16 protein-coding genes are annotated in these 24,569 nt (G+C 33.6%); 13 read left to right on the forward strand and 3 right to left on the reverse strand.

Features of this window, described 5'->3' with window-relative positions; genetic code table 11:
* Positions 1 to 69 precede the first annotated feature (69 nt).
* The 6 genes from AC2H4K_RS05920 (at position 70) to AC2H4K_RS05945 (ending at position 11,637) form a co-directional block, all read left to right on the forward strand.
* Positions 70 to 4,113, forward strand: coding sequence for a hybrid sensor histidine kinase/response regulator transcription factor (locus tag AC2H4K_RS05920; RefSeq protein WP_493742974.1), 4,044 nt, complete (start codon positions 70 to 72; stop codon positions 4,111 to 4,113).
* A 156-nt stretch (positions 4,114 to 4,269) separates the two neighbouring features.
* Positions 4,270 to 4,467, forward strand: coding sequence for a hypothetical protein (locus AC2H4K_RS05925; RefSeq protein ID WP_281140350.1), 198 nt, complete (start codon positions 4,270 to 4,272; stop codon positions 4,465 to 4,467).
* Positions 4,468 to 4,494: 27 nt separating this feature from the next.
* Complete coding sequence (locus tag AC2H4K_RS05930) at positions 4,495 to 7,023, forward strand: beta strand repeat-containing protein (RefSeq protein ID WP_281140351.1); 2,529 nt, start codon at positions 4,495 to 4,497, stop codon at positions 7,021 to 7,023.
* A gap of 105 nt (positions 7,024 to 7,128) precedes the next feature.
* Entirely contained in the window at positions 7,129 to 7,665 is a 537-nt protein-coding gene (locus tag AC2H4K_RS05935) for a cupin domain-containing protein (RefSeq protein WP_281140352.1), read from the forward strand.
* Positions 7,666 to 7,797: 132 nt separating this feature from the next.
* A complete protein-coding gene (gene polA / locus AC2H4K_RS05940; protein ID WP_281140353.1) occupies positions 7,798 to 10,659 on the forward strand; it encodes a DNA polymerase I in 2,862 nt (953 codons plus the stop codon).
* Between the two features lie 21 nt (positions 10,660 to 10,680).
* Entirely contained in the window at positions 10,681 to 11,637 is a 957-nt protein-coding gene (locus AC2H4K_RS05945) for a bile acid:sodium symporter family protein (RefSeq protein ID WP_281140354.1), read from the forward strand.
* A gap of 12 nt (positions 11,638 to 11,649) precedes the next feature.
* On the opposite strand, the gene AC2H4K_RS05950 is transcribed toward AC2H4K_RS05945, so the two are convergent.
* Positions 11,650 to 13,599, reverse strand: coding sequence for a YgiQ family radical SAM protein (locus tag AC2H4K_RS05950; RefSeq protein ID WP_281140355.1), 1,950 nt, complete (start codon positions 13,597 to 13,599; stop codon positions 11,650 to 11,652).
* 104 nt (positions 13,600 to 13,703) lie between these two features.
* Positions 13,704 to 15,335: an ABC-F family ATP-binding cassette domain-containing protein gene (locus tag AC2H4K_RS05955; RefSeq protein ID WP_281140356.1), complete on the reverse strand. Its 1,632-nt coding sequence runs from the start codon at positions 15,333 to 15,335 to the stop codon at positions 13,704 to 13,706.
* 87 nt (positions 15,336 to 15,422) lie between these two features.
* On the opposite strand from AC2H4K_RS05955, the gene AC2H4K_RS05960 reads away from it, so the two are divergent.
* From AC2H4K_RS05960 to AC2H4K_RS05990, 7 genes are all read left to right on the forward strand, one after another.
* Positions 15,423 to 16,379, forward strand: coding sequence for an L-threonylcarbamoyladenylate synthase (locus AC2H4K_RS05960; RefSeq protein WP_281140357.1), 957 nt, complete (start codon positions 15,423 to 15,425; stop codon positions 16,377 to 16,379).
* Between the two features lie 153 nt (positions 16,380 to 16,532).
* Positions 16,533 to 17,438 (forward strand): nucleotidyltransferase domain-containing protein, encoded by a 906-nt coding sequence (locus tag AC2H4K_RS05965; protein ID WP_281140358.1) that lies wholly within the window; start codon positions 16,533 to 16,535, stop codon positions 17,436 to 17,438.
* Positions 17,431 to 18,894, forward strand: coding sequence for a B12-binding domain-containing radical SAM protein (locus AC2H4K_RS05970; protein WP_281140359.1), 1,464 nt, complete (start codon positions 17,431 to 17,433; stop codon positions 18,892 to 18,894). The genes AC2H4K_RS05965 and AC2H4K_RS05970 overlap by 8 nt, the downstream gene beginning before the upstream one ends.
* Positions 18,887 to 19,669: a class I SAM-dependent methyltransferase gene (locus AC2H4K_RS05975; RefSeq protein ID WP_281140360.1), complete on the forward strand. Its 783-nt coding sequence runs from the start codon at positions 18,887 to 18,889 to the stop codon at positions 19,667 to 19,669. Before AC2H4K_RS05970 ends, AC2H4K_RS05975 begins: the two co-directional genes overlap by 8 nt.
* A 3-nt stretch (positions 19,670 to 19,672) precedes the next feature.
* Positions 19,673 to 21,052: a B12-binding domain-containing radical SAM protein gene (locus AC2H4K_RS05980; RefSeq protein ID WP_281140361.1), complete on the forward strand. Its 1,380-nt coding sequence runs from the start codon at positions 19,673 to 19,675 to the stop codon at positions 21,050 to 21,052.
* Between the two features lies 1 nt (position 21,053).
* The gene (locus AC2H4K_RS05985) at positions 21,054 to 22,160 is read left to right on the forward strand and encodes a hypothetical protein (RefSeq protein WP_281140362.1); all 1,107 of its coding nucleotides are present in this window, start codon (positions 21,054 to 21,056) and stop codon (positions 22,158 to 22,160) included.
* Complete coding sequence (locus AC2H4K_RS05990) at positions 22,161 to 22,910, forward strand: glycosyltransferase family 2 protein (protein ID WP_281140363.1); 750 nt, start codon at positions 22,161 to 22,163, stop codon at positions 22,908 to 22,910.
* Between the two features lie 6 nt (positions 22,911 to 22,916).
* Here AC2H4K_RS05990 and AC2H4K_RS05995 read toward each other — a convergent pair whose 3' ends face one another.
* A complete protein-coding gene (locus tag AC2H4K_RS05995) occupies positions 22,917 to 24,515 on the reverse strand; it encodes a glycosyltransferase family 87 protein (protein ID WP_281140364.1) in 1,599 nt (532 codons plus the stop codon).
* Positions 24,516 to 24,569 lie beyond the last annotated feature (54 nt).

Here is a 24,569-nt window from a genome sequence, read left to right on the forward strand (position 1 = left end):
TTCCTTTAGCCATAAGCATTTTCTTATAAAATAAAGATTTACTATTTTGTACTTACCTTTTAACCCTCTATGACCAATCCTGTTACTGTTTTTCGTAGTAATTCTTTCAGAACTAAACTTATTTTGATTCTATGTTTAGTTAGCTTCTTTTGTGGTGCGCAAAACCTTACATTTTATCATTACGGCACAAAAGACGGATTGTCTCAAGAAACAATAAGAACTATTCTAAAAGATTCTAACGGATTTTTATGGTTAGGCACGCAAGAAGGATTAAACAGGTTTGATGGTACATCTTTCACTGTTTACAAAAACAAGAAAAAAGACAGTCTAAGCATTTCTGGGAATTTTATTAATACACTTTTAGAAGATAAAGAGGGTAATATTTGGATAGGCACAAACGACAATGGTATTTCTATATACGATTCTAAAATCAATAGTTTTAGAAGTACCAAAGTTAAGACTGGAAATTGTAGTAGTTTATCCAAAACTTCAGATGGTACAATAATCGCAACGGTATTAAATGAAGGTATTTTTATTTTCAATAAAGGAGGGGATAATTACCGGAAAATCTCAAAATTTGATGGAGAAACTCAGCAATTCAATTCAACATTTGTTGATAGCGACATAGTGTATGTAAGCACACAAGATGGAAAGCTTTTTGTATGTGAGAATATTAAGACTAAAGATGCAAAGTTTTTCGAGATTAAACTCAACCAAACAATCGCAAATATTAATACCATTTTTGCTACTAATAAAAAAATCTGGCTTGGTACTACTAATGGCCTTTTTATATACAACAAATCCAAAAAACAACTTTCTAAAATACCCTTAAACAGTAATAATAATAATAATAATAAGCTACATATTTCATCTATTGATATAAATAATGATACTTTTTATATAGGCACTTTTGACGGTCTTTATATTGCAAAAGATTTTAATGAACAAAACCTACGCTTTGAGCACATAACCACATATTATGGTGAACAGAATCATAGCAATTCTATCACTTCGAATCGTGTTTATGATACTTATACAGATGGTAATTTACTTTGGGTTGGCACCAACAATCTAGACGTGGTTATCCTAGGGGAACCTGTCTTTAAAAATGTAAATACCACTTCAGAAATCTCATTAAACAATGCCTTTATTTTATCATTCGCCAAAAACAAAGATTACTTTTTTGTTGGGACTCGAAAAGGAATTAACTGCATAGATTCAGAAGGCAATGTCACTTACATTACTAAAGAAAATACAGATGATGCCTTAGCTTTTAACGTGATTAGAAGTATGGCAATAGACCAAAACAATTACATGTGGATTGGTACAATTAAAGGAGCTTCTATTATTGATTTGAATGATTTCGATCCTGAATCTCCAAAAATTATTAGTTTTTACAATGACATCAACGATCCTAAATCTTTAAGTTCTGATGCTACTCGTGGTATTCATATTGATAACAATGGTACAGTGTGGATTATGACTTATGGTGGAGGAGTCAACCGATTTACAGGAGACTTAAAAAGTAACATCATAACCTTTGAGCATTATAAAACCAAAGAAAGCACAAACTCAATAAGTTCCAATTTCACTTACAATATGTCGCAAGACAAGAATTTGAATTATTGGATAACCTCTGAAGATGGCCTCAACAAACTTCATTTTGAAGATGAGAATTATCAAAATCCTAAATTCACTAATTATTTTAGTGAGGAAAACGATTCCACAAGCCTGAGTAGTAACACTACCTTACATACTTGGCACGATGCCGATGCAACCTTATGGGTTGCCACACAAGATGGCTTTAATAAGTTCAATTCAGAAAACAACACCTTTAAACGCTTTGGTAATGATGAAGGCTTAACCAATACGTTTGTTTATAGTATCACTGAAGACCAAGATAATAATTTATGGTTAACTACCAATGGTGGCATATTTCGCTTTAATAAAGCAACTGAAATTTTTACAAACTATACGGTAAATGATGGTTTGCAAAGTTCAGAGTTTAATCTTGGAGCGCATTATTACAATAAGGATACTAATGAAGTCTACGTCGGAGGTATTAATGGCGTTAACATTTTTAATCCCAGAAATGTTCATCAACTTGATGTACCTGGCGATTTAACCTTTACGTCCTTAAGGGTAAAAAACGAAGAAATTAATCCTGTAACTCATAACGACATCATTGATCGGAGTATTACAACCGTAGATAAAATCACACTTAACTACACAGATTTCCCTTGTTATATTTCATTCTCGGATTTAGATCTGCGTCCAACAAAAAATAATGAATTTGTATATGCTTTAGACAACAACGATTGGAATGAGTTATCTGGTTCAAGAGAAATTCCGTTGTTAGACCTTCCAAAAGGAAAACATACTTTAAAAATTCAAGGTAAATCCAGAAACAATCTTTGGCAAAAAGCACCCTTAGAACTACAGATTAAAGTTATACCTCCTTGGTACAAAAGCAACCTTGCCTATCTCTTTTATCTACTCATATTTTTAGGAATCGTATATGCGTTCTACAAAATAAGTTTACAACGCCAAATCGCAGGACAAGAGTCTAAACGTTTGCAAGAACTTGATGCGCTAAAATCGAGATTCATCACAAATATAACTCACGAATTTAGAACACCACTCACCATAATTCTTGGCTATTTAGGTAATGTAAAAGACAAAGTTAATGGTAAAAAAGAGCTTGAAACCTCTTTAGAAACTATAGAACAAAATAGCAATAACCTTTTGGATTTGGTAAACCAAATGCTGGACTTAGCAAAGCTTGAAAAAGGCCAACTAAAATTAAACCTTGTACAAAACGATATCGTAAAATTTACGTTAAACGTTATTGATAGCTTTCTCAGTATTGCGTCTGATAAAGTTATAACTCTCGATTTTGATACGACACCAAATGAAATCCTAATGGATTTTGATGCTGAAAAAATGCGTCAAATCTTAACGAATCTTATTTCAAACGCTATTAAGTTTTCACCTGAAAATTCCATAATAGCTGTAACCCTTAAAAAACAAAATAACAATCTGAACATTATAGTCTCAGACCAAGGTTATGGTATTCCCAAAGAAGAGCTTCCTAATATTTTTGATCGTTTTTATCAAGTTGAAGACAAAGCTCATAAAATTTCTCAAGGTACAGGTATTGGCTTAGCGCTAACCAAAGAGCTTGTAGAATTATTAGATGGAACTATTAAAGTTTCTTCTGAAGTTGGTGAAGGCACTACCTTTAAAATTGCATTACCAATTACAAATACTGCCGAAATCACAACTATTACTACCAATAACCGTGAAATGTCAGTTGGTACAGTAGTACCAAAAACAGCTGATATTATTTCGGATGAAGATTCTAACAGTGTGCTAATTGTTGAGGATAATCATGATATGGCAAGATATGTAGCATCGTGCTTACAACCGCAATACAAGGTCACTTTTGCTAACGATGGTAAGGAAGGATTGGAACTAGCATCAAAGCAAATTCCGGACATTATTATTACAGATGTGATGATGCCAAAAATGGATGGTTACGAACTTACCCAACATTTACAGCAAAACACCAACACCAATCATATTCCTATAATTATGCTTACTTCTAAAGCGATGCAAGAGGATAAGATTGATGGAATTTCGAGTGGTGCAGATACCTATTTGACCAAACCTTTTCATAAAGAAGAATTATTACTCCGCATGAAAATGTTGATTGCCAAACGCAAACAGTTACAAGAAAAATATGCTGTAAATACTATTGTTACAACCACTAAAAAAGAATCTCAACCTACAGATAAAAACCTCGTTTTTCTAAAGTCGGTAGTAGATGTTATTCATAACCACATCGAAGATTCTAATTTTGGACCAACCGAACTCGCAAAATCCATGGCGATGAGCGACTCACAACTCTACCGAAAATTAAAAGCCATTTCCAATTCTAGTACGGCCATTTTCATAAGAAAAGTACGTCTCGAAAAAGCAAAAGAATTACTAAAAACTACAGATTTATCCATTTCAGAAATTGCCTATGCGATAGGTTTTAACGACCCAAATTGGTTTAGTAAGACTTTTAAAGAGGAATTTGAACAAAGCCCTTCTGAATTTCGCAATTAACTGATTTTCATATTTTTATTTGTTTTTTGAATAAATACTACTAGTCGTTTTTCTTCATTTTGACAAAATACTCCTTGTGTTTGACAAAATAATCAAGAGCATTTTTACACATCGAAACTAGTTTTGGAGAGCTATTAATCATTAATTCATTGCAAGATGAAGACCTCTACATTTCTTGTGTCTCTTTTAGTTATCAATTCGAGCTTTTTGGCAGGTCATGTTTCCATTCAATTATTTGGAAACGTAAATCCACTTATTCTTGGAGGAAGTGAAATTTTTCTTGGACTACTTTACTATGTCAACAGAGTTCTAAAAGATGTAAAAAATACTTTTAATGTAGAAGTTAAACTCTAAGACAAAGAATTATTAATACCCTACAAAATGAAGACAATTACAATTACCCTATTCCTATTCTTTTCATGTTTTGCCTTTTCTCAAGTTGGAGTTGGCAATACAGATCCAAAATCCACTTTAGATATTTCTGCTTCTAGTACTACTTCGCCAACAAACGAAGATGGTATCCTTATACCTAGAATAGATAATTTCCCAACTACTGATCCAACAGCAGACCAAGATGGTATGATGGTATTTTATACAGGTACATCATTATCTGGAAAAGGCTTTTATTATTGGGATAATGCAACAACATCTTGGGTCTCAGTAAAAGGATCTGATTCTGACTCAGACTTTTTTGAAATAGGAACTTCTAATCCACCAAATAGTATCACAGACGATATTTATACTTACGGTAAAATTAAAATTGGTCAAAACTCAGCTGCATCATCACCCTTATCCATATATGATTGGAATTCTAGTAATACCAGTTCATTAACAATATCAAGAAGTCTTAATGCCGCTTCTGGATCAGGAAGTTTCAATGGTGCATATATAACATTAAATGCGAACAGCTCAGATAATTATTTTGGAGTTAGCTCTTTTCTTTCTGGGACCATACAGGCAGAAAGTGCAAATTTTCTCGCACAAGCAACAGGAACTTTTAATGCATATACTAATTTATTTTCTGGCCGTTTTTATTCTACAAGTGGAAGTGGAAGATTATATGGAGCTAATATAAATTTCATATCAGGTATTACCAATACAGGAAATAAGTATGGATTTAATGTTAATATTCCTTCATCACTATTTGGCATACATTATGGATTATATTCAAATGTACAAAACACCTCAGGCTATGCAGCTTATCTATTAGGAAGAACCTCTTTAGGAGATACTACTGCTAATAGATATTTAATGCCTGCAGCAGACGGTACAGCTGGGCAAGTTATGACCACAGATGGCGCTGGTAATATTAGTTTTCAAGATTTACCAACTTATACTGATACCGACGAACAAGACCTTAGTAGTAATATCGTTACAGCTAATGAAGAAATTGAAATTACAATCACCAACGGAACCAGCACAACTATAAACATACAAGATGCTGATGCTGATAGTACCAATGAAACAATAACTGCAGCCATATTATCTGGTACAGATTTGGAAATTACCGAAGCAGGTAGCACCACAACAATTGATTTATCAACGCTACAGGATGGAAACACCCAAAACACCCTAGATCAAGCATATAATGAAGGAGGCTTAGGAGCAGGACGCACCATTTATGCAGATAATGGAAATGTAGAAATTTTAGGAGATTATGGTATTTACGTTGATACTAATGCTAGTATCCAATATGGATCCCAATTTATAAGTAATTCTTCTCAAACAGAATCTGCAATTTATGGAGAAGTTACATCTTCATATAATCTATTCGATAGATCAGTTATAAAGACTACAAATGCCTTAACATCTATGAATGTTGAAATTAATAAGCATAGTAACAATACTGGACAAGATAGTGGTGTATTAATTGATAACTCTGGACTTATTTCAGGAAGAGGAGTCTCATTTGAATTTTCAGACCCTACAACCCTTAATTATTTAACAACTTCCATAGGCTTTAATCACGATGTAAGCTATAACGGAGGTACTGCAGGTGATATTTATGGCTTTAAATCTCATATTGAAGGTTCTGGAGGCGCAAGAAAATTTGGTCTAGAAGTAACTATTCCTTCAACCTCATTAGGTGAACAATATGGAATATTTAGTGATGTTCAAAGTACCTTAGGCTACGCAGGCTATTTTATTGGTAGTATGTCCTTTGGAAATAATCCTTCTATTGGCAGATATTCAATGCCTCTTTCTGATGGCGCAGCTGGACAAGTAATGACCACAGATGGTGCTGGCAATGTGACCTTCCAAAACCCAACAACAAATACAGACGACCAACAAATTGATAACCTTGGCTTAGTTGGGACTGTATTAGGCATTTCTCTTGAAGACGATGGAGTTGCACCTGTGACTGTTGATTTAGCTTCTATAAACACAGACAATCAACAAATAGATAATTTCAGTTTTAACTCAACCACAAACATCTTAACCTTAGAAATTGAAGACGACGGCCAAGCTGCACAAACTGTGGATTTATCAAGCCTTAATCCAACTAAGTCAATAGCTAGAATGTATATGAGCCTTTCTCAGACAGAAACAGGTGGAGGTACAACAAAAGTAAATTTTGATACTGTTGATTTTGATACCAATAGCAACTTTAATACAACTACCGATGAATTTACTGTGCCTGCAGATGGGATTTATCGTGTAACCGTGCAAATCACTTTAGACACAAGCACAGCAACTGGCGTTTTTGGTGTCCGCATTCGTGTAGATGGTACACAAGAAAGACGTTCTGAATATAATCACCATGGTAATGGAGAACTTGTAAGACAAGTGACCTCAATCTTAAACTTAACAGCTGGTCAGACTATCGATGTCGCCTTTGTAAGACCAGCCGTGGGTGCAAGCATTAATCAGAACGCAAGAGCAACTTTTTTTGAAGTAGAACAATTATAAAAATATATAAAGCATAATTGGATTGTCTTCAATTATATTTTTTCCAAAGAAAGCCGAAGTAGGGATCGGCTTTCTTTTTTTAAAACATTACTAAATCTTAACATTATGAAAAGAGCAAATTTCTTGAAGTCCATAGGTGGATTAAGTATTTTAACTTTTTTACCTCAACCTAGCTATGCAAGCACAATGTCTTATCTTGATAAGCTAAAGTCTAAAATCATCAGAAAAGATGAAGGTGAAGTCTTAAATGTAATTGGAGATATACAAACGCATAAGTTAGTTGGTAGTGAAACCGACAATCAAATTGTAGAATGGGAGGATAATGTGGAACCTGGCACCGGAATTCCACCACATATTCATACTAAGGAAGATGAAATTTTTAGAGTTATAAAAGGACAGGTTGAAATAATGGTAGATGGCAAAACGTCTATTTTAAAAGCTGGTGATACTGCATTTGCTCCAAAAAATTTACCACATTCATGGAAAGTGGTAGGCACAGAAAAAGCCACCATGATTACTAGTGCTTTTCCTGCTGGGATTGAAATTATGTTTAGAAAATTAGCAGATTTACCTCCTGGACAACCAGATTTTGAAAAAGTAACTGAAATATGTGGTGAACACGGTATTACGTTCGTAAAATAAATCACTTATACTATTCTATAAAACCTAAAAGAAAGCCGATTTCCATTTCGGCTTTCTTTTTTATTTTTAGTTGGTCTTTACTTTATTTCAAAGTTTAAGTTTTGTAGTTTTATAGACTTCAAAATTCAAAACATGTCAGAACAAAAACGTCTCTTTTTAGTCGATGCTTACGCGCTTATTTTTCGTGGGTATTATGCTTTTATAAAAAACCCAAGAATTAATTCTAAAGGTGAAGATACCTCAGCCATTATGGGCTTTATGAACTCGCTTTTAGATGTCATCAAACGCGAAAGACCAGACCATTTAGCGGTATGTTTTGATAAAGGCGGAAGCGTAGACCGTGTAGAAATGTATGAAGACTACAAAGCCAACCGTGATGAGACACCAGAAGGCATTCGCACTGCTATTCCGCATATTTGTAACATTTTGGAAGCCATGCATATTCCAATTATGGTAAAGGAAGGTTTTGAGGCAGATGATGTTATTGGGACACTTTCCCGTCAAGCGGAAAAAGAAGGTTACAAAACCTATATGGTCACGCCAGATAAGGATTTTGCACAATTAGTTACCGAAAATATTTTTATGTATCGCCCAAAATCGTTTGGTGGCGGATATGAAACTTGGGGAATTCCAGAAGTTCAGAAAAAATTTGAAGTCGAAAGACCAGAACAAGTCATTGACTTTTTAGGAATGATGGGCGACTCTAGTGATAACATTCCTGGTTTACCTGGCGTTGGTGAAAAAACTGCTAAAAAATTCATCAAGCAATTTGGTAGCATGGAAGGCCTTTTAGCCAACACAGACCAGCTAAAAGGTAAGATGAAAGAAAAGGTTGAAGCTAATGCTGAATTAGGAAGGCTTTCAAAAGAATTAGCGCGAATTATGCTTGATGTTCCAGTAGAATTCAACGCGAAAGATTTCGAGTTAGATCATCCAGATATTGAAAAAGTAAAAGAAATTTTCCAAGAGTTAGAGTTTAGACGTCTTACAGACAATTTTATTAAAACGTTTACTTCAGAAAGCGATAATTCAACTACAACGACTAATCAAAATGTCACTTCGAGCGCAGTCGAGAAGTCTCAAACAACAAAAGAAAAAGCATCTGCTGGTGCAGGACAATTCTCTTTATTTGGTGGCGGCGATGATGATTCGCAAACAAAAGCAAACACAACTTTCACAAGAAATACCGCCGAAAACACAAGTCACTTTTACCAAAGTATTGCAAGCGGAATGGCAACTAAACTGTTTGTAAAAAACCTACTTAATCAAACTTCAGTGTGTTTTGATACCGAAACTACAGGCTTAAATCCGTTAACTGCAGAATTGGTTGGTATTGCGTTTTCTTGGGAAACTGGTAAAGGATTCTATTTACCTTTTCCTGAAAATAAAGATGAAGCACAAGAATTAATTGAAGAATTACGTCCATTTTTTGAAGCCGAAAACATTCAGAAAATTGGTCAGAATTTAAAATACGACATCAAGGTTTTAGCTAAATATAATATCGAAGTTAAAGGACCTTTATTCGATACCATGTTAGCGCACTATTTGATTAATCCAGACATGCGTCACAACATGGATGTACTATCAGAAACGTATTTAAACTACTCGCCTATTTCCATTGAAACATTGATTGGTAAAAAAGGTAAAAACCAATTATCAATGCGCGATGTGCCATTAGATAAACAAACCGAGTATGCTGTAGAAGATGCTGACATTACACTTCAACTTAAAGAACATTTTGAAAAAGAATTGGGAGAAGCTAACACTCAAAAATTGTTTGATGAGATAGAAATCCCGTTACTACGCGTGTTAGCTGCGATGGAATTAGAAGGTATTAACCTAGACAAAGACTTTTTAAACAGTTTATCAGAGCAATTAAATAGTGATATTGCCAACTTAGAAAAGAGCATTTACGAAGCTGCTGGCGAAGAATTCAACATTGCATCACCAAAGCAATTAGGTGTTATTTTATTTGAAAAAATGAAACTGGTAGACAAGCCAAAAAAGACCAAAACTGGTCAATATTCTACCGCAGAAGACGTGTTGAGTTACTTAGCAAAAGACCATGAAATTATCCAAAACATTCTTGATTTTAGAGGTTTATCAAAGCTAAAAAGCACCTATGTAGATGCCTTACCGCTTCAAGTTGAAGAAGCTACAGGTCGCGTACATACCGATTATATGCAAACCGTTGCTGCAACTGGTCGTTTAAGTAGTAATAATCCTAATTTACAGAACATTCCTATTCGTACTGAACGTGGAAGACAAGTACGAAAAGCATTTGTGCCTCGTAGCGAAGACTACACCTTATTAGCTGCCGATTATTCTCAAATTGAATTACGTATCATCGCAGCGTTAAGTGAAGAAGAAACGATGATTGAAGCCTTTAAACACGGTGAAGATATTCACGCCTCAACTGCTTCAAAAGTATTTAATGTTGCTATTGAAGACGTGACTAGAGAACAACGTAGCAATGCGAAAACGGTGAATTTCGGAATTATTTATGGTGTGTCGGCATTCGGTTTAAGTAACCAAACCGATTTATCACGTAGCGAAGCTAAAGAACTAATCGATACCTATTATGAAACCTATCCAAAACTGAAAAACTACATCAGTAAACAAGTCGATTTTGCACGAGATCACGGTTATGTACAAACGGTTTTAGGCAGACGCAGATATTTAAAAGATATCAATTCTAGAAACGCGGTTGTTCGTGGTGCAGCAGAACGAAATGCTGTTAATGCACCAATTCAAGGTAGTGCTGCAGACATCATCAAACTAGCAATGATTAACATTTATGAGAAATTAGAAACTGGTGATTACAAAACCAAAATGCTATTGCAAGTTCATGATGAATTGGTGTTTGATGTTTACAAACCTGAATTAGAAGAAATTTCGAAATTGATAAAAACCGAAATGGAAAATGCCTTTACATTATCGGTACCATTAGATGTTGAAATTGGTCTTGGTGATAACTGGTTAGAAGCGCATTAAATTTAAAATCTCTATCGAGTTTTGAAAATAGACAGATTTGTCATTGCTATTATAATTACCGTGATAGCGGCATACATTTATCCTGATTTGGGTAAAGGTGAAAGTGCTCAGGTTTTAAACACTTTGAGCAGTATTGGTATATCGCTTATTTTCTTTTTCTACGGACTAAAATTAAGTCCGCAACAAATAAAAATTGGCTTAAAAAACTGGAAACTACACGTCTTAATACAAGCGACAACGTTTATTGTTTTTCCTTTAATTGTATTGTCTGCATATCCTTTAATTACTGAAGATAACAAAGCACTTTGGCTGGCTTTTATGTTTTTAGCAGCGTTGCCTTCAACAGTATCTTCATCTGTAGTTATGGTATCTATTGCCAAAGGAAATATTCCTGCAGCTATTTTTAACGCGAGTATTTCGGGATTAATTGGCGTGATCCTTACACCATTATGGATTGGTCTTTTTATGACCTCTACCGGAACAGATTATAGCTTAATCGAAGTCTACCAAAAGTTATTGTTAGAAATTTTAGCACCAGTTATTTTAGGTTTATTGTTACGACGATTTTTAGGTGCTTTTGCCTTAAAACACAGTAAAAAAATTACGCTATTTGATAAAGGTGTCATTTTGTTGATTATCTACAAAAGCTTTTCTAAATCCTTTTTAGATCGCATTTTTGAAAATTTAAGTCCGTTAAAATTACTAGCCGTTTTAGCTGTTGCTATCTTAATCTTTTGGTTAGTATATTTCTTTATAGGTTTCATCGCAAAACGATTTCATTTTTCTATTGAAGACCGAATTACAGCACAGTTTTGCGGCACCAAAAAGTCATTAGTACACGGTACAGTATTTTCTAAAATACTATTTCAAAACGCTTCATTTTTAGGCATTATTTTATTGCCAATAATGATGTTTCACGCGTTTCAAATTGTAGCAATAAGTGTGATTGCTGCTAAGCATGGAAGAAGGGATTTATAAAAAGAAGAAAAATTACTTTCGCTTTTTCTTCTTGTACTTCACCTTGTCCTTTCGTTGGTTAAAAGGTACAGCATCGTTAAAAGTATGCTTAGTTTTTCCTGGTTTGTTTTTACGCCATTTTTCAGTCTTTTCAGGAAGTAAGACTTTTAATAAATCTTGTCTTCCTAATTTATTAAGCGTGTTTTTAATCCAAGCTTTGTTTTCATCTTTATACCAAAAGAAAAAACGGTGTTGTTCGTCTTTTTCCTTTCGGGTTTTAGGCGTATTTACTTTTTTTAGCGTGTACGGATGATAACCACTGTAATAAATCACCGTTGCAACCGTCATTGGCGTTGGCGTAAAGCCTTGAACTTGCTCTAGCTGAAAGCCCATATCTTTAGTTTCGGCAGCCAAATTTGCCATATCTTCAACTTCGCAAGCTGGATGATTTGAGATGAAATACGGAATTAACTGTAAGTTCAGTTTATTCTTAATATTGATTTTATCAAAACGTTCTTTAAACTTATGGAAGTAACTAAACGATGGTTTTCGCATTAATTTTAATACCGGATCACTAGTATGTTCTGGCGCTACTTTAAGTCGACCAGAAACATGCTTCGTCATCACTTCTTCGGTATAATCATCTAACTCTTTTGGATCTGCATTTTTATTGAATTCTGGCACCAACATATCGTGTCTAATTCCAGATCCGATAAACGATTTTTTTACTTTCGGATGACTATCAACCGCTTGATATAATTCGGTTAATGGTTTGTGCGACGTATCTAAATTGCTACAAATTACTGGCGAAATACAACTTGGCGCAACGCATTTATCACAAATAGCTTGTACCTTACCTTTCATTTGATACATATTTGCACTTGGTCCGCCAATATCAGATAAATAACCTTTGAAATCTGGCATATTCGCCACAGTATCGACTTCCTTTAAAATGGATTCTTTACTACGAGACGCAATAAATTTTCCTTGATGTGCCGAAATGGTGCAAAAACTACATCCACCAAAACAACCACGATGAATGTTGATGGAAAACTTAATCATTTCAAACGCAGGAATTGGTCCACGTTTGTTGTATTTAGGATGCGGTAAACGCGTGTAAGGTAAATCGAAAGAGGCATCAATTTCTTCCTCTGTCATTGTAGGATACGGCGGATTTATCATCAGCATCTTATCACCTACTTTTTGAAAAATTCGTCTTGCAGCTAACTTATTTGACTCTTGTTCTATAACCTTGAAGTTAGACGCGTAAGCCTTTTTATCCTTTAAACAAGTTTCGTGAGAAGCGATTTCAACATCTTCCCAATTTTTATTTTTTGGGATATCGTTTTCATCATTAATAAGAATTGCGGTTTGGTTTACCGTATTAATACTTTCAAAAGGTACACCACGTTCTAACAAACGCACAATTTCACGTAATGGTTGCTCTCCCATTCCGTATACCAACATGTCTGCTTTAGAGGTTTCTAAAATGGTTGGCATTAATTGGTCGCTCCAATAATCATAGTGCGTCACACGACGTAATGAGCCTTCAATACCTCCAATTAAAACTGGTGTATCTGGCCATTTTTCTTTTAAAATTTTACTGTAAACTGTTGATGCATAATCTGGTCTAAAACCAATTTCGCCATTTGGTGTGTAAGCATCTTTATCACGACGTTTTTTATTAGCATTGTAGTTGCTAATCATAGGATCCATGCAACCACCAGTAACACCGAAGAACAAACGCGGTTTACCCAACTTAACAAAATCCTGAAGATTATCGTTAACATTAGGTTGCGGTACGATAGCAACACGTAAACCCATACTTTCTAACAAACGTCCGATTACTGCAGGACCAAACGTTGGGTGATCTACATAGGCATCTCCGCTAAACAGGATAACATCTAAGTATTCCCATCCGCGAATTTTCACCTCTTTATTTGTGGTAGGCAACCAACTAGAAAGTCTTAATTCTTCTTGCATAACGGCATAAAGGTAGTTAGAAAATACAACTTAATCAGTTGAAGATTTGTTAAACCACACAAATCCAAATTACTATAAAATGTTTAATACGTTCGATTTTAAGATTACAAATCGAGTGCTTTTAAGTTTTCTACTCGGTTTCTTGCTAGGAAATCGTCAATAGTTTCAAAATGTTCTATCACACGTTTGTCTTTAAATTCAAAGACTTTTTTAGACAGCCCTTGAAGAAAATCACGATCATGAGACACTAAAATTAAGGTGCCATCGAACTCTTTTAAAGCGTCTTTTAATACATCTTTTGATTTTAAATCGAGATGGTTGGTTGGCTCATCCAGAATTAAAAGATTTACTGGTTCTAGTAGTAACTTCACCATAGCTAACCTGGTTTTTTCACCACCAGAAAGAACACCTACTTTTTTGTCGATATCATCGCCTTTAAACATAAAACGACCCAAAATATTCTTTATTTGTGTACGAATATCTCCTTTAGCGACTTCATCAACTGTTTGAAAAACAGTAAGTTCTTCATCTAAAAGTGCGGCTTGGTTTTGCGCAAAATAACCCACTTGAACATTATGACCTAGTGTACAAGTACCTTCAACATCAATTTGTCCCATGATGGCTTTGATCATGGTAGACTTTCCTTCACCATTTCTACCTACAAAACACACTTTTTCGCCACGCGCAATCGACATGTTTGCATTTTTAAACACCACATGATCGTCATACGATTTAGACACATCCTTTACTGTTACAGGATAATCTCCCGAACGCTGTGTTTTTGGAAAACGCAGTTTTAAAGCCGATGTGTCAATTTCATCAATTTCAATAATTTCAAGTTTTTCTAGCATACGTTCTCTAGATGCCACTTGATTGGTTTTAGAATAGGTACCTTTGAAACGCTCAATAAATGCTTGGTTATCGGCTATAAATTTTTGTTGCTCTTGATAGGCTTTTATTTGATGCGCTCTTCTGTCTTCACGCAACTGTAAATAATGTGAATAGTTGGCTTTGTAATCGTAAATACGACCCATGATAACTTCTATGGTTCGGTTTGTAATATTATCAACAAAGGCTCTATCGTGAGAAATAACCATGACAGCCTTGGCTTTATTCACCAAAAAATCCTCTAACCAAATTACCGATTCAATATCTATATGGTTTGTTGGCTCATCAAGCAGAATCAAATCTGGTTTTTGAAGTAAAATTTTTGCCAATTCTATTCGCATACGCCATCCACCAGAAAACTCGCTTGTTGGCTTATTAAAATCTTCTGGTTTAAAACCTAAACCTTTTAGAGCTTTTTCTACTTCAGCTGTGTAATTTACCTCTTCTAAAGCATAGTATTTTTCACCCAAATCTGACACGCGTTCTATAATTTTCATATAGTCTTCAGATTCATAATCGGTTCTCGTTTCAAGCTGTTTGTTTAGCGCATCCATTTCATCTCGCATTTCAAAAACGTGACTAAATGCTTTTGAGGCTTCTTCTAAAACAGACGTATCATCTTCGGTCAATAAATGCTGAGGCAAATAAGCTATTACGGCATCTTTTGGTGCTCTAACATTACCTTTTGTAGGATTTTGAACACCAGCAATAATTTTCATCATTGTAGATTTTCCGGCACCATTTTTACCCATAAGGGCAATTTTATCATTCTCATTTATAGTGAAAGACACATCACTGAATAAGGTGTGACCACTAAATTCTACAACTAAATTATCTACAGAAATCATAGCTTTAATTTTAAAGGCGCAAAACTACTAAAAGCCGAAAGATAAATCTTTGATTTTTTTGAAGTAATATTGCATTTTAAACCTGTTATGAGCATCATTTCAACAGACCTATCAAAAGCCGTAGAACTTCTTAATAATGAAGAGCTTGTTGCTATACCAACTGAAACAGTTTATGGTCTAGCTGGCAATATCTATTCAGAAAAAGCGGTTAAGGCTATTTTTGAAACTAAAGAGCGTCCGTTTTTTAATCCGTTGATTGTTCATATTCCTAATATAGATTATCTAGAAACTATTGTTGAAGCGATTCCTGAAAAGGCAAAACTCTTAGCTGAGGCTTTTTGGCCTGGACCAATTACTTTGGTTTTAAAAAAGAAATCTATAATTCCAGATTTAATCACTGGCGGAAAAGATACGGTTGCTGTTAGAATTCCGAATCATCCAACTACTTTAGAACTTTTAAATCAATTAGATTTTCCGCTTGCTGCACCAAGTGCTAATCCTTTTAACCGAATAAGTCCAACCAAAGCTGAGCATGTAGAAAGCTATTTTAAGGATAAAATAAAAATGGTTTTGGATGGCGGAGCTTGTAAAAGTGGCATTGAATCTACAATTATTGGTTTTGAAAATGGTGAACCTATAATTTATAGACTCGGTTCAACTTCTATAGAAGCTATTGAAGCTGTAGTTGGAACTATTGAAATTAAAAACAAAAAAGAAGTTGCACCTGATGCACCAGGAATGTTAGAACGCCATTATGCGCCAAAAACCAAAACCATTCTTACCAATCATCTTAAAGAAGCTGTTGAGGCAAACAAAAGTCTACGCATAGGACTTTTAACATACAATGATATTTTGAACGATGATGCTATTCATTTCAAAATTGTGCTATCCGAAGGTAAAAATCTTGAAGAAGCCGCTTCAAAACTCTATGACGCCTTACATCAACTAGACCAACAAGACTTGGATCTTATTATTGCAGAACGTCTTCCTGATTATGGTTTGGGTAAATCTATAAACGATAGACTTACAAGAGCAACAAAGTAGAATTCGCGTTTTGTCAAAAATCTTCACTTTTTTTCAGTGGTTTTTAGCATTGAGTTGTTTTATAAAAAAGAACTCAAAAAACATCTAAAAATTTGTCTAATATCGTAGTTAATATATAATTAGTCTTATTTTTATAAATCACCAACTTAAAAAATGAACGCTCTTAAAGTTATCATATACTCCTCTGTTTTTAATTATCCTTTGAAAAAAGAAGAGGTTTTTAACTATTCCTGTTTAGAAAACATGGAAGCAGTTCAGCGTGAACTTGAAGAGTTAACCAATAAAAAAATCATCTATAAGTTTGGGGATTATTACACTGATAAAAATAATTTCAGTTTAGTTGAAAGACGTATTAAAGGCAATAAAATGGCCAAGGATATTATGCCAAAAGCTTTAAAACGTGCCAAGCTAATTGCTTCATTCCCTTTTATAGAATCTGTATCTATTTCGGGTTCGCTTTCTAAAGGTTATTATGACAATGATGGTGACATTGATTTTTTTATTATTACAAAACCCAATCATTTATGGCTTGCACGAACACTTTTAATTTTATTCAAAAAAGTGTTTTTATTGAATTCAAAAAAGTACTTCTGCGTCAACTATTTTATAAGTTCTAATAAACTAAAAATAAAAGAACAGAATAAGTTTACTGCAACGGAATTGATGACGCTTATTCCTATTTACGGAAAAGCTACTTTCGATAAGTTTATAGAGTCCAACAAATGGACTTTAGGTTTCTATCCCAACAAAACAATTAATCAAAAATTTATACGTGAGATGCATTCCAAACCTTTTTGGAGTAAAACTCTAGAGTTGATTTTTGACAACAGTTTAGGAAGGTTTATTGATAAAAGACTTAAAGCGGTTACATTAAAAAAGTGGAAACAAAAATTTAACCATTTAGAAAAAGACAATTTTGAAATTGCCATGAAGTCTACCAATGATGTTTCTAAACATCATCCACAAGATTTCCAGTCTCAAGTTATCGTAAGACTGAATAAAAATTACGAAAATAAAAATAAAGCCTACAACCTAAATTTGACCATGGAAAATGCTTGATATTGTATTTTCACATTCTTACTACTATAAATTCGATCCTAAACAGTGGAAAAACAAAACGCCATATCCACCTTTAGGCACTTTATATGCTGCATCCTATCTCAGAGAAAATAATTATAAAGTTGGTGTTTTTGATGCTAATTTATTAGATCATCCGAAAGTTATAAAACCTTACTTAGAAACTGAAAAGCCAAAGTATTTTGTAATTTATGATGACGGTTTTAATTATCTCACAAAAATGTGCTTAACCACCATGCGTGAGGCTGCTTTTGAAATGATAAAAATTGCCAAAAATCTTAATTGTAAAATCATTGTTTGCAGTTCAGATTCTACGGATCACTATGAGAAATACCTGAATGCTGGTGCTGATTTTATAATTCAAGGAGAAGGAGAAATCACTTTAAAAGAATTGGTTAATGCTTTAGAAAACGACTTTGACACCTCAAATATTCAAGGAATTGTTTATGAAACAAATGATAAAATTATAAAGAATCCTAAGCGACCGGTTTTAAAAAATTTAGACGAGTTGCCTCTTCCTGCTTGGGATTTAATAGATATTGAGCCTTATCGTGATATTTGGGAAAGTGGTAATAATGAATTCACTTTAAATATTGCAACCACTAGAGGTTGCCCTTTTAAATGCAATTGGTGTGCTAAACCAATCTACGGTAATCGATACAATTCGCATTCACCAGAATATATTACAAAACACATAAAATATCTATCTGAAACTTATGGTGTGAATCGTTTTTGGATGTGTGATGATATTTTTGGGCTGAAACCAAATTGGGTTCAAAATTTCAATGAAGAACTAAAGAAAGAACGACTTAAAATTTCTTACTATATACAAAGTCGAGTTGATTTATTGTTGAAAGAAGATACCATCGATGCTTTAGCCGAAAGTGGCTTGGAAGAAGTTTGGGTTGGTGCGGAAAGTGGCTCTCAAAGTATTTTGGATGCTATGGACAAAGACACCACCATTGAGCAGATTTATGAAGCCACCAAACTTTTAAAGCAGAGAGGTGTTAGAGTCGCCTTTTTTATACAATTTGGTTATTTGGGTGAAACAAAAGCTGACATTGCTAAAACCATTGCTATGATAAAAGAGCTACTACCTGACAATATCGGTGTTTCGGTTTCGTATCCTTTGCCTGGAACAAAATTTTACGATAAGGTAAAAGACGATCTACAACTCAAAGCCAACTGGACCGATTCTGATGATTTAGCTATGCTATTTAAAGGTACATACAGTTCTAAATTTTACAAAAAATTACAGCGCTATGTTCACAAAGAATATCGAAAGAGTCAAGCTTTTGAGAATATCAAAACCGTATTTAAAAATCCGTTAGCACTTTCAAAACAGAAACTAAGATCAATAGTACTTTTGGGTTATTATTTACCTTCGTCTTTAGTTGATAAGCTTCAACTTAAAAATATGGAAATTTCTAATGGTTAACGATTTTGATATTGCTGCAGCCCATTACGATACAGTCTTTACTTTTTCTAACATAGGAAAGGCGCAACGTCATATGGTTTTTAAATATCTAAATCCTATTATTACACAAAATAAAAAACTTGACATCTTAGAATTGAATTGTGGCACTGGCGAAGATGCTATCAATTTTGCTAAACTTAGTCATGAAGTAATTGCCACGGACATTTCTGAAAGTATGATAAAACTAGCCAGCGCAAAATCTAGATCTAAAAATTTAAATTTCAGAGTACAGGATATCAATACAATTGAAAAGAACTCATTTGACAAAACATTCGATTTAATATTCTCAAACTTCGGCGGATTTAACTGTTTATCAAAATCTGAATTACAATCTTTTTTTACAAAAGCCTCTAGATTGCTTAAGCCTGAAGGAAAAATGATATTGGTTATAATGACAAAGCAATGTCTTTGGGAAAAATTATATTTTTCTTTAAAAGGAAAACTTAAACAAGCTAAAAGACGACAAACCAATGATTGTGTTTTAGCTAATGTTGATGGTGTAGATGTAAAAACCTGGTACTACAATCCTAAGGATATTATAGAATTTACGAAATCAAATTATAAAACAGAAAACATAAAACCAATTGGCCTAGCCATTCCGCCTTCATATTTAGAAGATTCGTTTCTTTCTAAAGCACCTTTTTTATCTATACTTAAGTTTATCGATCAAATATTAACTGCTTCGGTTTGGGCTAAATATTCAGATCATTTTTTAATAGAACTAACCAAAAAATAAGAGATGAGCATTTTACTAACACATGCTTACTATTTATTTGAAGATGCTAAAGAAAGGGCCATCATGAAGCCTTACGCACCTTTGGGAATTCTATATATTTCTGCTTATCTCAACCAAAATAACGTTTCTAATTTTGTGTTTGATTCAACGTTTTATTCAAAAGCAGAGCAACTTCATTTTATTGAAGAAAAACAACCCAAGGTTGTAGCCATATATACTAATCTAATGACAAAAATCAATGTCATTAAACTAGTCAAACTTTTAAAAACCGATGAAAAATATGGTTACCCAAAAATTATTTTGGGCGGACCAGATATCACATACAATTGTGAAAATTACTTAAATACTGGTTCTGATTTTTTAATTATTGGTGAAGGTGAACAAACGACTTTTGAACTTTACAATGCCATCATTAACAACAAGACTTACAATGAAATTAGTGGCATTGCTTATTTGGAAAATGGTAGCGTAAAAAAAACTACGCCACGTACAAAAATCAAAGACCTTACTGAGCTGCCATTACCCAACAGAGAAGCTATTCCTGTAGATAAATACTTAAACACATGGAAAACTCACCATGGCAAGAGTTCTATGACAGTTAGTACACAACGTGGTTGTCCTTACACCTGCAAATGGTGTAGTACTGCAGTCTATGGCCAAAGTTATAGAAGACGGCCTGCGGATTTAGTTGCCAATGAGTTAAAGCTATTGAAGGACACTTATAATCCAGATACGATTTGGTTTGTAGATGATGTTTTTACTGTCAGTCATAAGTGGTTAGAAGCATTTCATGATGAGGTTATAAAACAAGATGCTATAATTCCCTTTGAGTGTATTACTAGAGCCGAGCGTCTAAATGACGACATCCTTAAATTATTGAAAGAAGCTGGATGCTATAGAATCTGGATTGGTGCTGAAAGTGGGTCTCAAAAAATAATTGATGCCATGGACAGACGTGTGGATGTTGATGTTGTTAAAGAAGCCATACAAAAAACCAATGCTCTAGGCATGGAATCTGGCACGTTTATTATGGTTGGTTATCCAGGTGAAAATGAAAAGGATATTAACGACACTATAACTTATTTAAAAGCCGCAAATCCTACACATTTTACAATCACTGTCGCTTATCCGATTAAGGGGACATCTTTATATAATGACATTGAAGATAAAATAACCGTTAAGCCAAACTGGGAAACCTCAACAGATAGAGATATTGATTTCACAAGAACTTATCCCAGAAAATTTTACGATTATGCGGTAAGACGAATTGTTAATGAGGTTAATTTCAATAAGGAAAAACTTAATGACAAAAATCTAAAAAAGATGATTGGCTATAAGTTAAAATCCAGCTTAGCGAGAGGACTAATGAAATTAAGCAAATAGTATGAAACCCTATCTTTCCATATTGATTGTTTTATTCCTTTGTTTTTCATGTTCGAAGAAAGATTATGAAATCAATCTGAAATGGAATAAAGCTTATCCAGAAGATACATTTGAGCGAAACATTACTGGCTTAAAATGGGCTTTTTCGTATTTGGGTTCTACCATTGCCAATGATTCTACACTCATTAAATTTAATCCAAAAGATTCTATAGTTTCTTTAGACGTTAGAACTCTAGGGTTTTCTGAAGATGCTAGTTCTAAACTAGCTAAACTTCAATACTTATTTAAGAAAACCGAATACTATAAACAACATAATGCTTTTGATTTAGGTCGTTATGTAACGTTAACCTTTGGTACTTCTAGCCACTATTACGCTATAACAGATGTGTCGGAAACATTAAAAGATTTTAATGAAGATTATCAATTTTTGGAAACAAAAGGATACATAGATAACTCTAGCATATCGAATGTACATCGTATAATTTCTTTTACTGATATTCTTGAAAATAACAGACAAGCATTTATCTCTGCTGAAATTGATTCTATTACTAAGGATACCTTAGAATATGAAACCACAGAGAGAATGCCAAATGGTCAATTAAAATTTGGAATTTACGATATAAAGGGAAATATTAAATATGCTGCTAATAGTAATCTTACTCGAGCAGGAACTCATGCAAAATGTATTTGGTGTCACGAGGTTGTTGTACAGCCTTTATTTAAAACACAAAAAAACTACAACAACTACTTAGATTATTTTAAGCTAGATGATACTTTGGTCTATTTTAACCAAAAGCTTCAAAAATATCAAAATACTCTATGGAAAGATAAAAGCCTAAAGAATAAAAAACTACACACAGAATTAGAGCTTGTTTATATCTCTTTTATGGAACCTTCTGGCGAACGTATATCTAGAGAATGGAATATGCCTCTAAAGGAAGTTGAAAACAAACTTTCTGGATTAGAAACCCATATTTATGAAGAATTCCCTTTTTTAGGTAATTTGTATCATAGAAAAGATATTGATAGTCTATCCCCTTTTAAGGTTATTGAGGTTCCAGAGAGTATAAGAGAAAAATCAAGTAACACTATTAATCTCTTGAAATAAATGCTCTATCAAAAAAAAATAGTAGTCATACTTCCTGCATATAATGCTTCAAAAACTTTAGAGCAAACTTATAGAGAAATACCTCTGGATATAGTTGACGAAGTGATTCTCACAGATGATTACAGCAACGATAACACTCTAGAAGTTGCAAAGCATATTGGCATAAAGCATATTATTCAACATAGCAAAAACTTAGGTTATGGTGCTAATCAAAAAAGTTGCTATGATAAGGCTATTGAATTAGGTGCTGATGTTGTTATAATGTTACATCCAGATTATCAGTACAACCCAAAGTTAATTCCCGCAATGGCTGATATGGTGGCTAACGGAGTTTATGATGTTGTACTTGCGTCTCGTATTTTGGGAAAAAGTGCACTTTCTGGCGGTATGCCTATTTATAAATACATTTCTAATAGAATATTGACGTTTATTCAAAATGTTCTAATGAATCAGAAATTATCTGAATATCACACTGGGTATAGAACATTTAGCACTAAGGTTTTAAAATCTATTCCTTATCAAAATAATTCAGATGACTTTATTTTTGATAATCAGATTTTGGCTCAATGTTGTTATAAAGGTATTATTATTGGTGAAATATCCTGTCCTGCTAAATATGAAAAAGACTCATCATCTATAAATTTTAAGCGTAGTTTTATTTATGGTATTGGTGTATTAAAAGTGTCTTGTGCTTTTTTATTTCAACGTTTGAAACTTTACAACTTCAAACTCTTTAACTCATTGAAATAAAGAGACTCAAAACGAATTACAAATATCAATCTTTTTTATAGTGTAAGCACCTCTCCGCGATCTTGAGTCAGTAAGAAAAAACACTTCACAATCATTTACTAATACTGGTTTTTTCTTAAGATCAGGTGTATCTGTTATCTGTTTTCCATTGACTACAACCTGGTTGTTTACGATAGTGTACGAAGCTTCGTCAAAACTTTTGATGCTTATGTTAGTTGCCACAATCTCATTACCATTTTTACCAAGTGCTACATATGTTAAAACACCCTTTTCTTCATAAAAATCATAAATCATAAAATGCTTTTGTTCTTCTAAAACATAAGTTGAATTGTCTTTTTTTGGTTTAGAAAACATATCAAAATGCAAAGGCAATAAGATTACAAAGCCTAAGGCGATATACTTGTAATTAATCTTTGTATTAAAACTAAAGAAAAATAGACCTGCTAGGATAATACTAAGCCATAATCTTGAAAATTTAAACACCAAAGGCAAAGGTTCTAAACTAGCAATCGGCAGATTACATACCAAAAACAACACAACAAGAAATACTATTATTTTTGTTTTTGAGATAGATAATGACATTATATAGTACGCTGGAATCAGCCATAAAACCTGAGCGTAAGTTGCAGTTCTAGATTGTAGTAAAAATAAAGTCACTACCCAAATTGAAAGCAAAGCAAACAGTTCATTTTTACGAGACAAACTAAGAGATATGGCTATACCAATTACAACTGATTTATAAATCCATTTTAAGGCATAATACAGTTGTTCATTATCAAAAATGGCTGATGGATTATAGTAGTCATCCTTAACAAATAGTGTTTTTAAAAACACATCCATAGATTGCGCGTTGTACTGAAAATTAACCGTACTCTTATTTTTTATGGCATTGGGAATCACTTCAAAAAAATAGGTTTCCCATATTGAAATTCCTGTGAACGCTATAGACAATGCCAAAAAGACTATGGCTACAATTATCGCCGTTAAAATTGTTTTCCATTCCCTTTTAAAAAGCAGTGGCAAACCATAAGCTATAGGAAATACTTTCAGCAAAGCTGCTGTAACCAACAGACTACTTCCTGATAGTCTCTTTTGTTTTTCAAATAACACATAACCAATAACAACCAATAAAAACACCAAAAAATACGTTTGACCAAACATAATTTGATTCCTCAAAGGAATAAAAAACAATATAGGTACTGCAACAATTAACCACCTTTTGCTTTTACCCAAGCGTTGATACAAAAGATATACGGATATTATAAAGAGTAGTATGCTTATGCAATTAAAAATCGCCTTGGCGATATAAGCGTTCTGCACATAAGTTAACGGATAAAAAGCTACAGCATTAAAAGGGCTATTGAGATAAAAATCGCCCAAAACTTCTTTATAACCTAAATCCCAGATGTACTCGTTGTAGTTATAGATATCAAAAAGAATAAGTTCTGGTTCTTCACTATTCGAAGTAATATCAGCAGGAAAATAACTATTGGCAAAATCGTGCAAAGGAAAAGACAATGATTTCAAAAAAAAGTAAATCAACACCAACCCTAAAGGTGTGAAATATATTAAGGTCTGTCTATTTAGATTTAAAAAATTTCTCATCGCTATTGATAAAAATAATATTAATCAATGATATATAGGTCTCTAAAATTTAAA

The organism is Winogradskyella sp. 266wxhm (assembly GCF_058964685.1).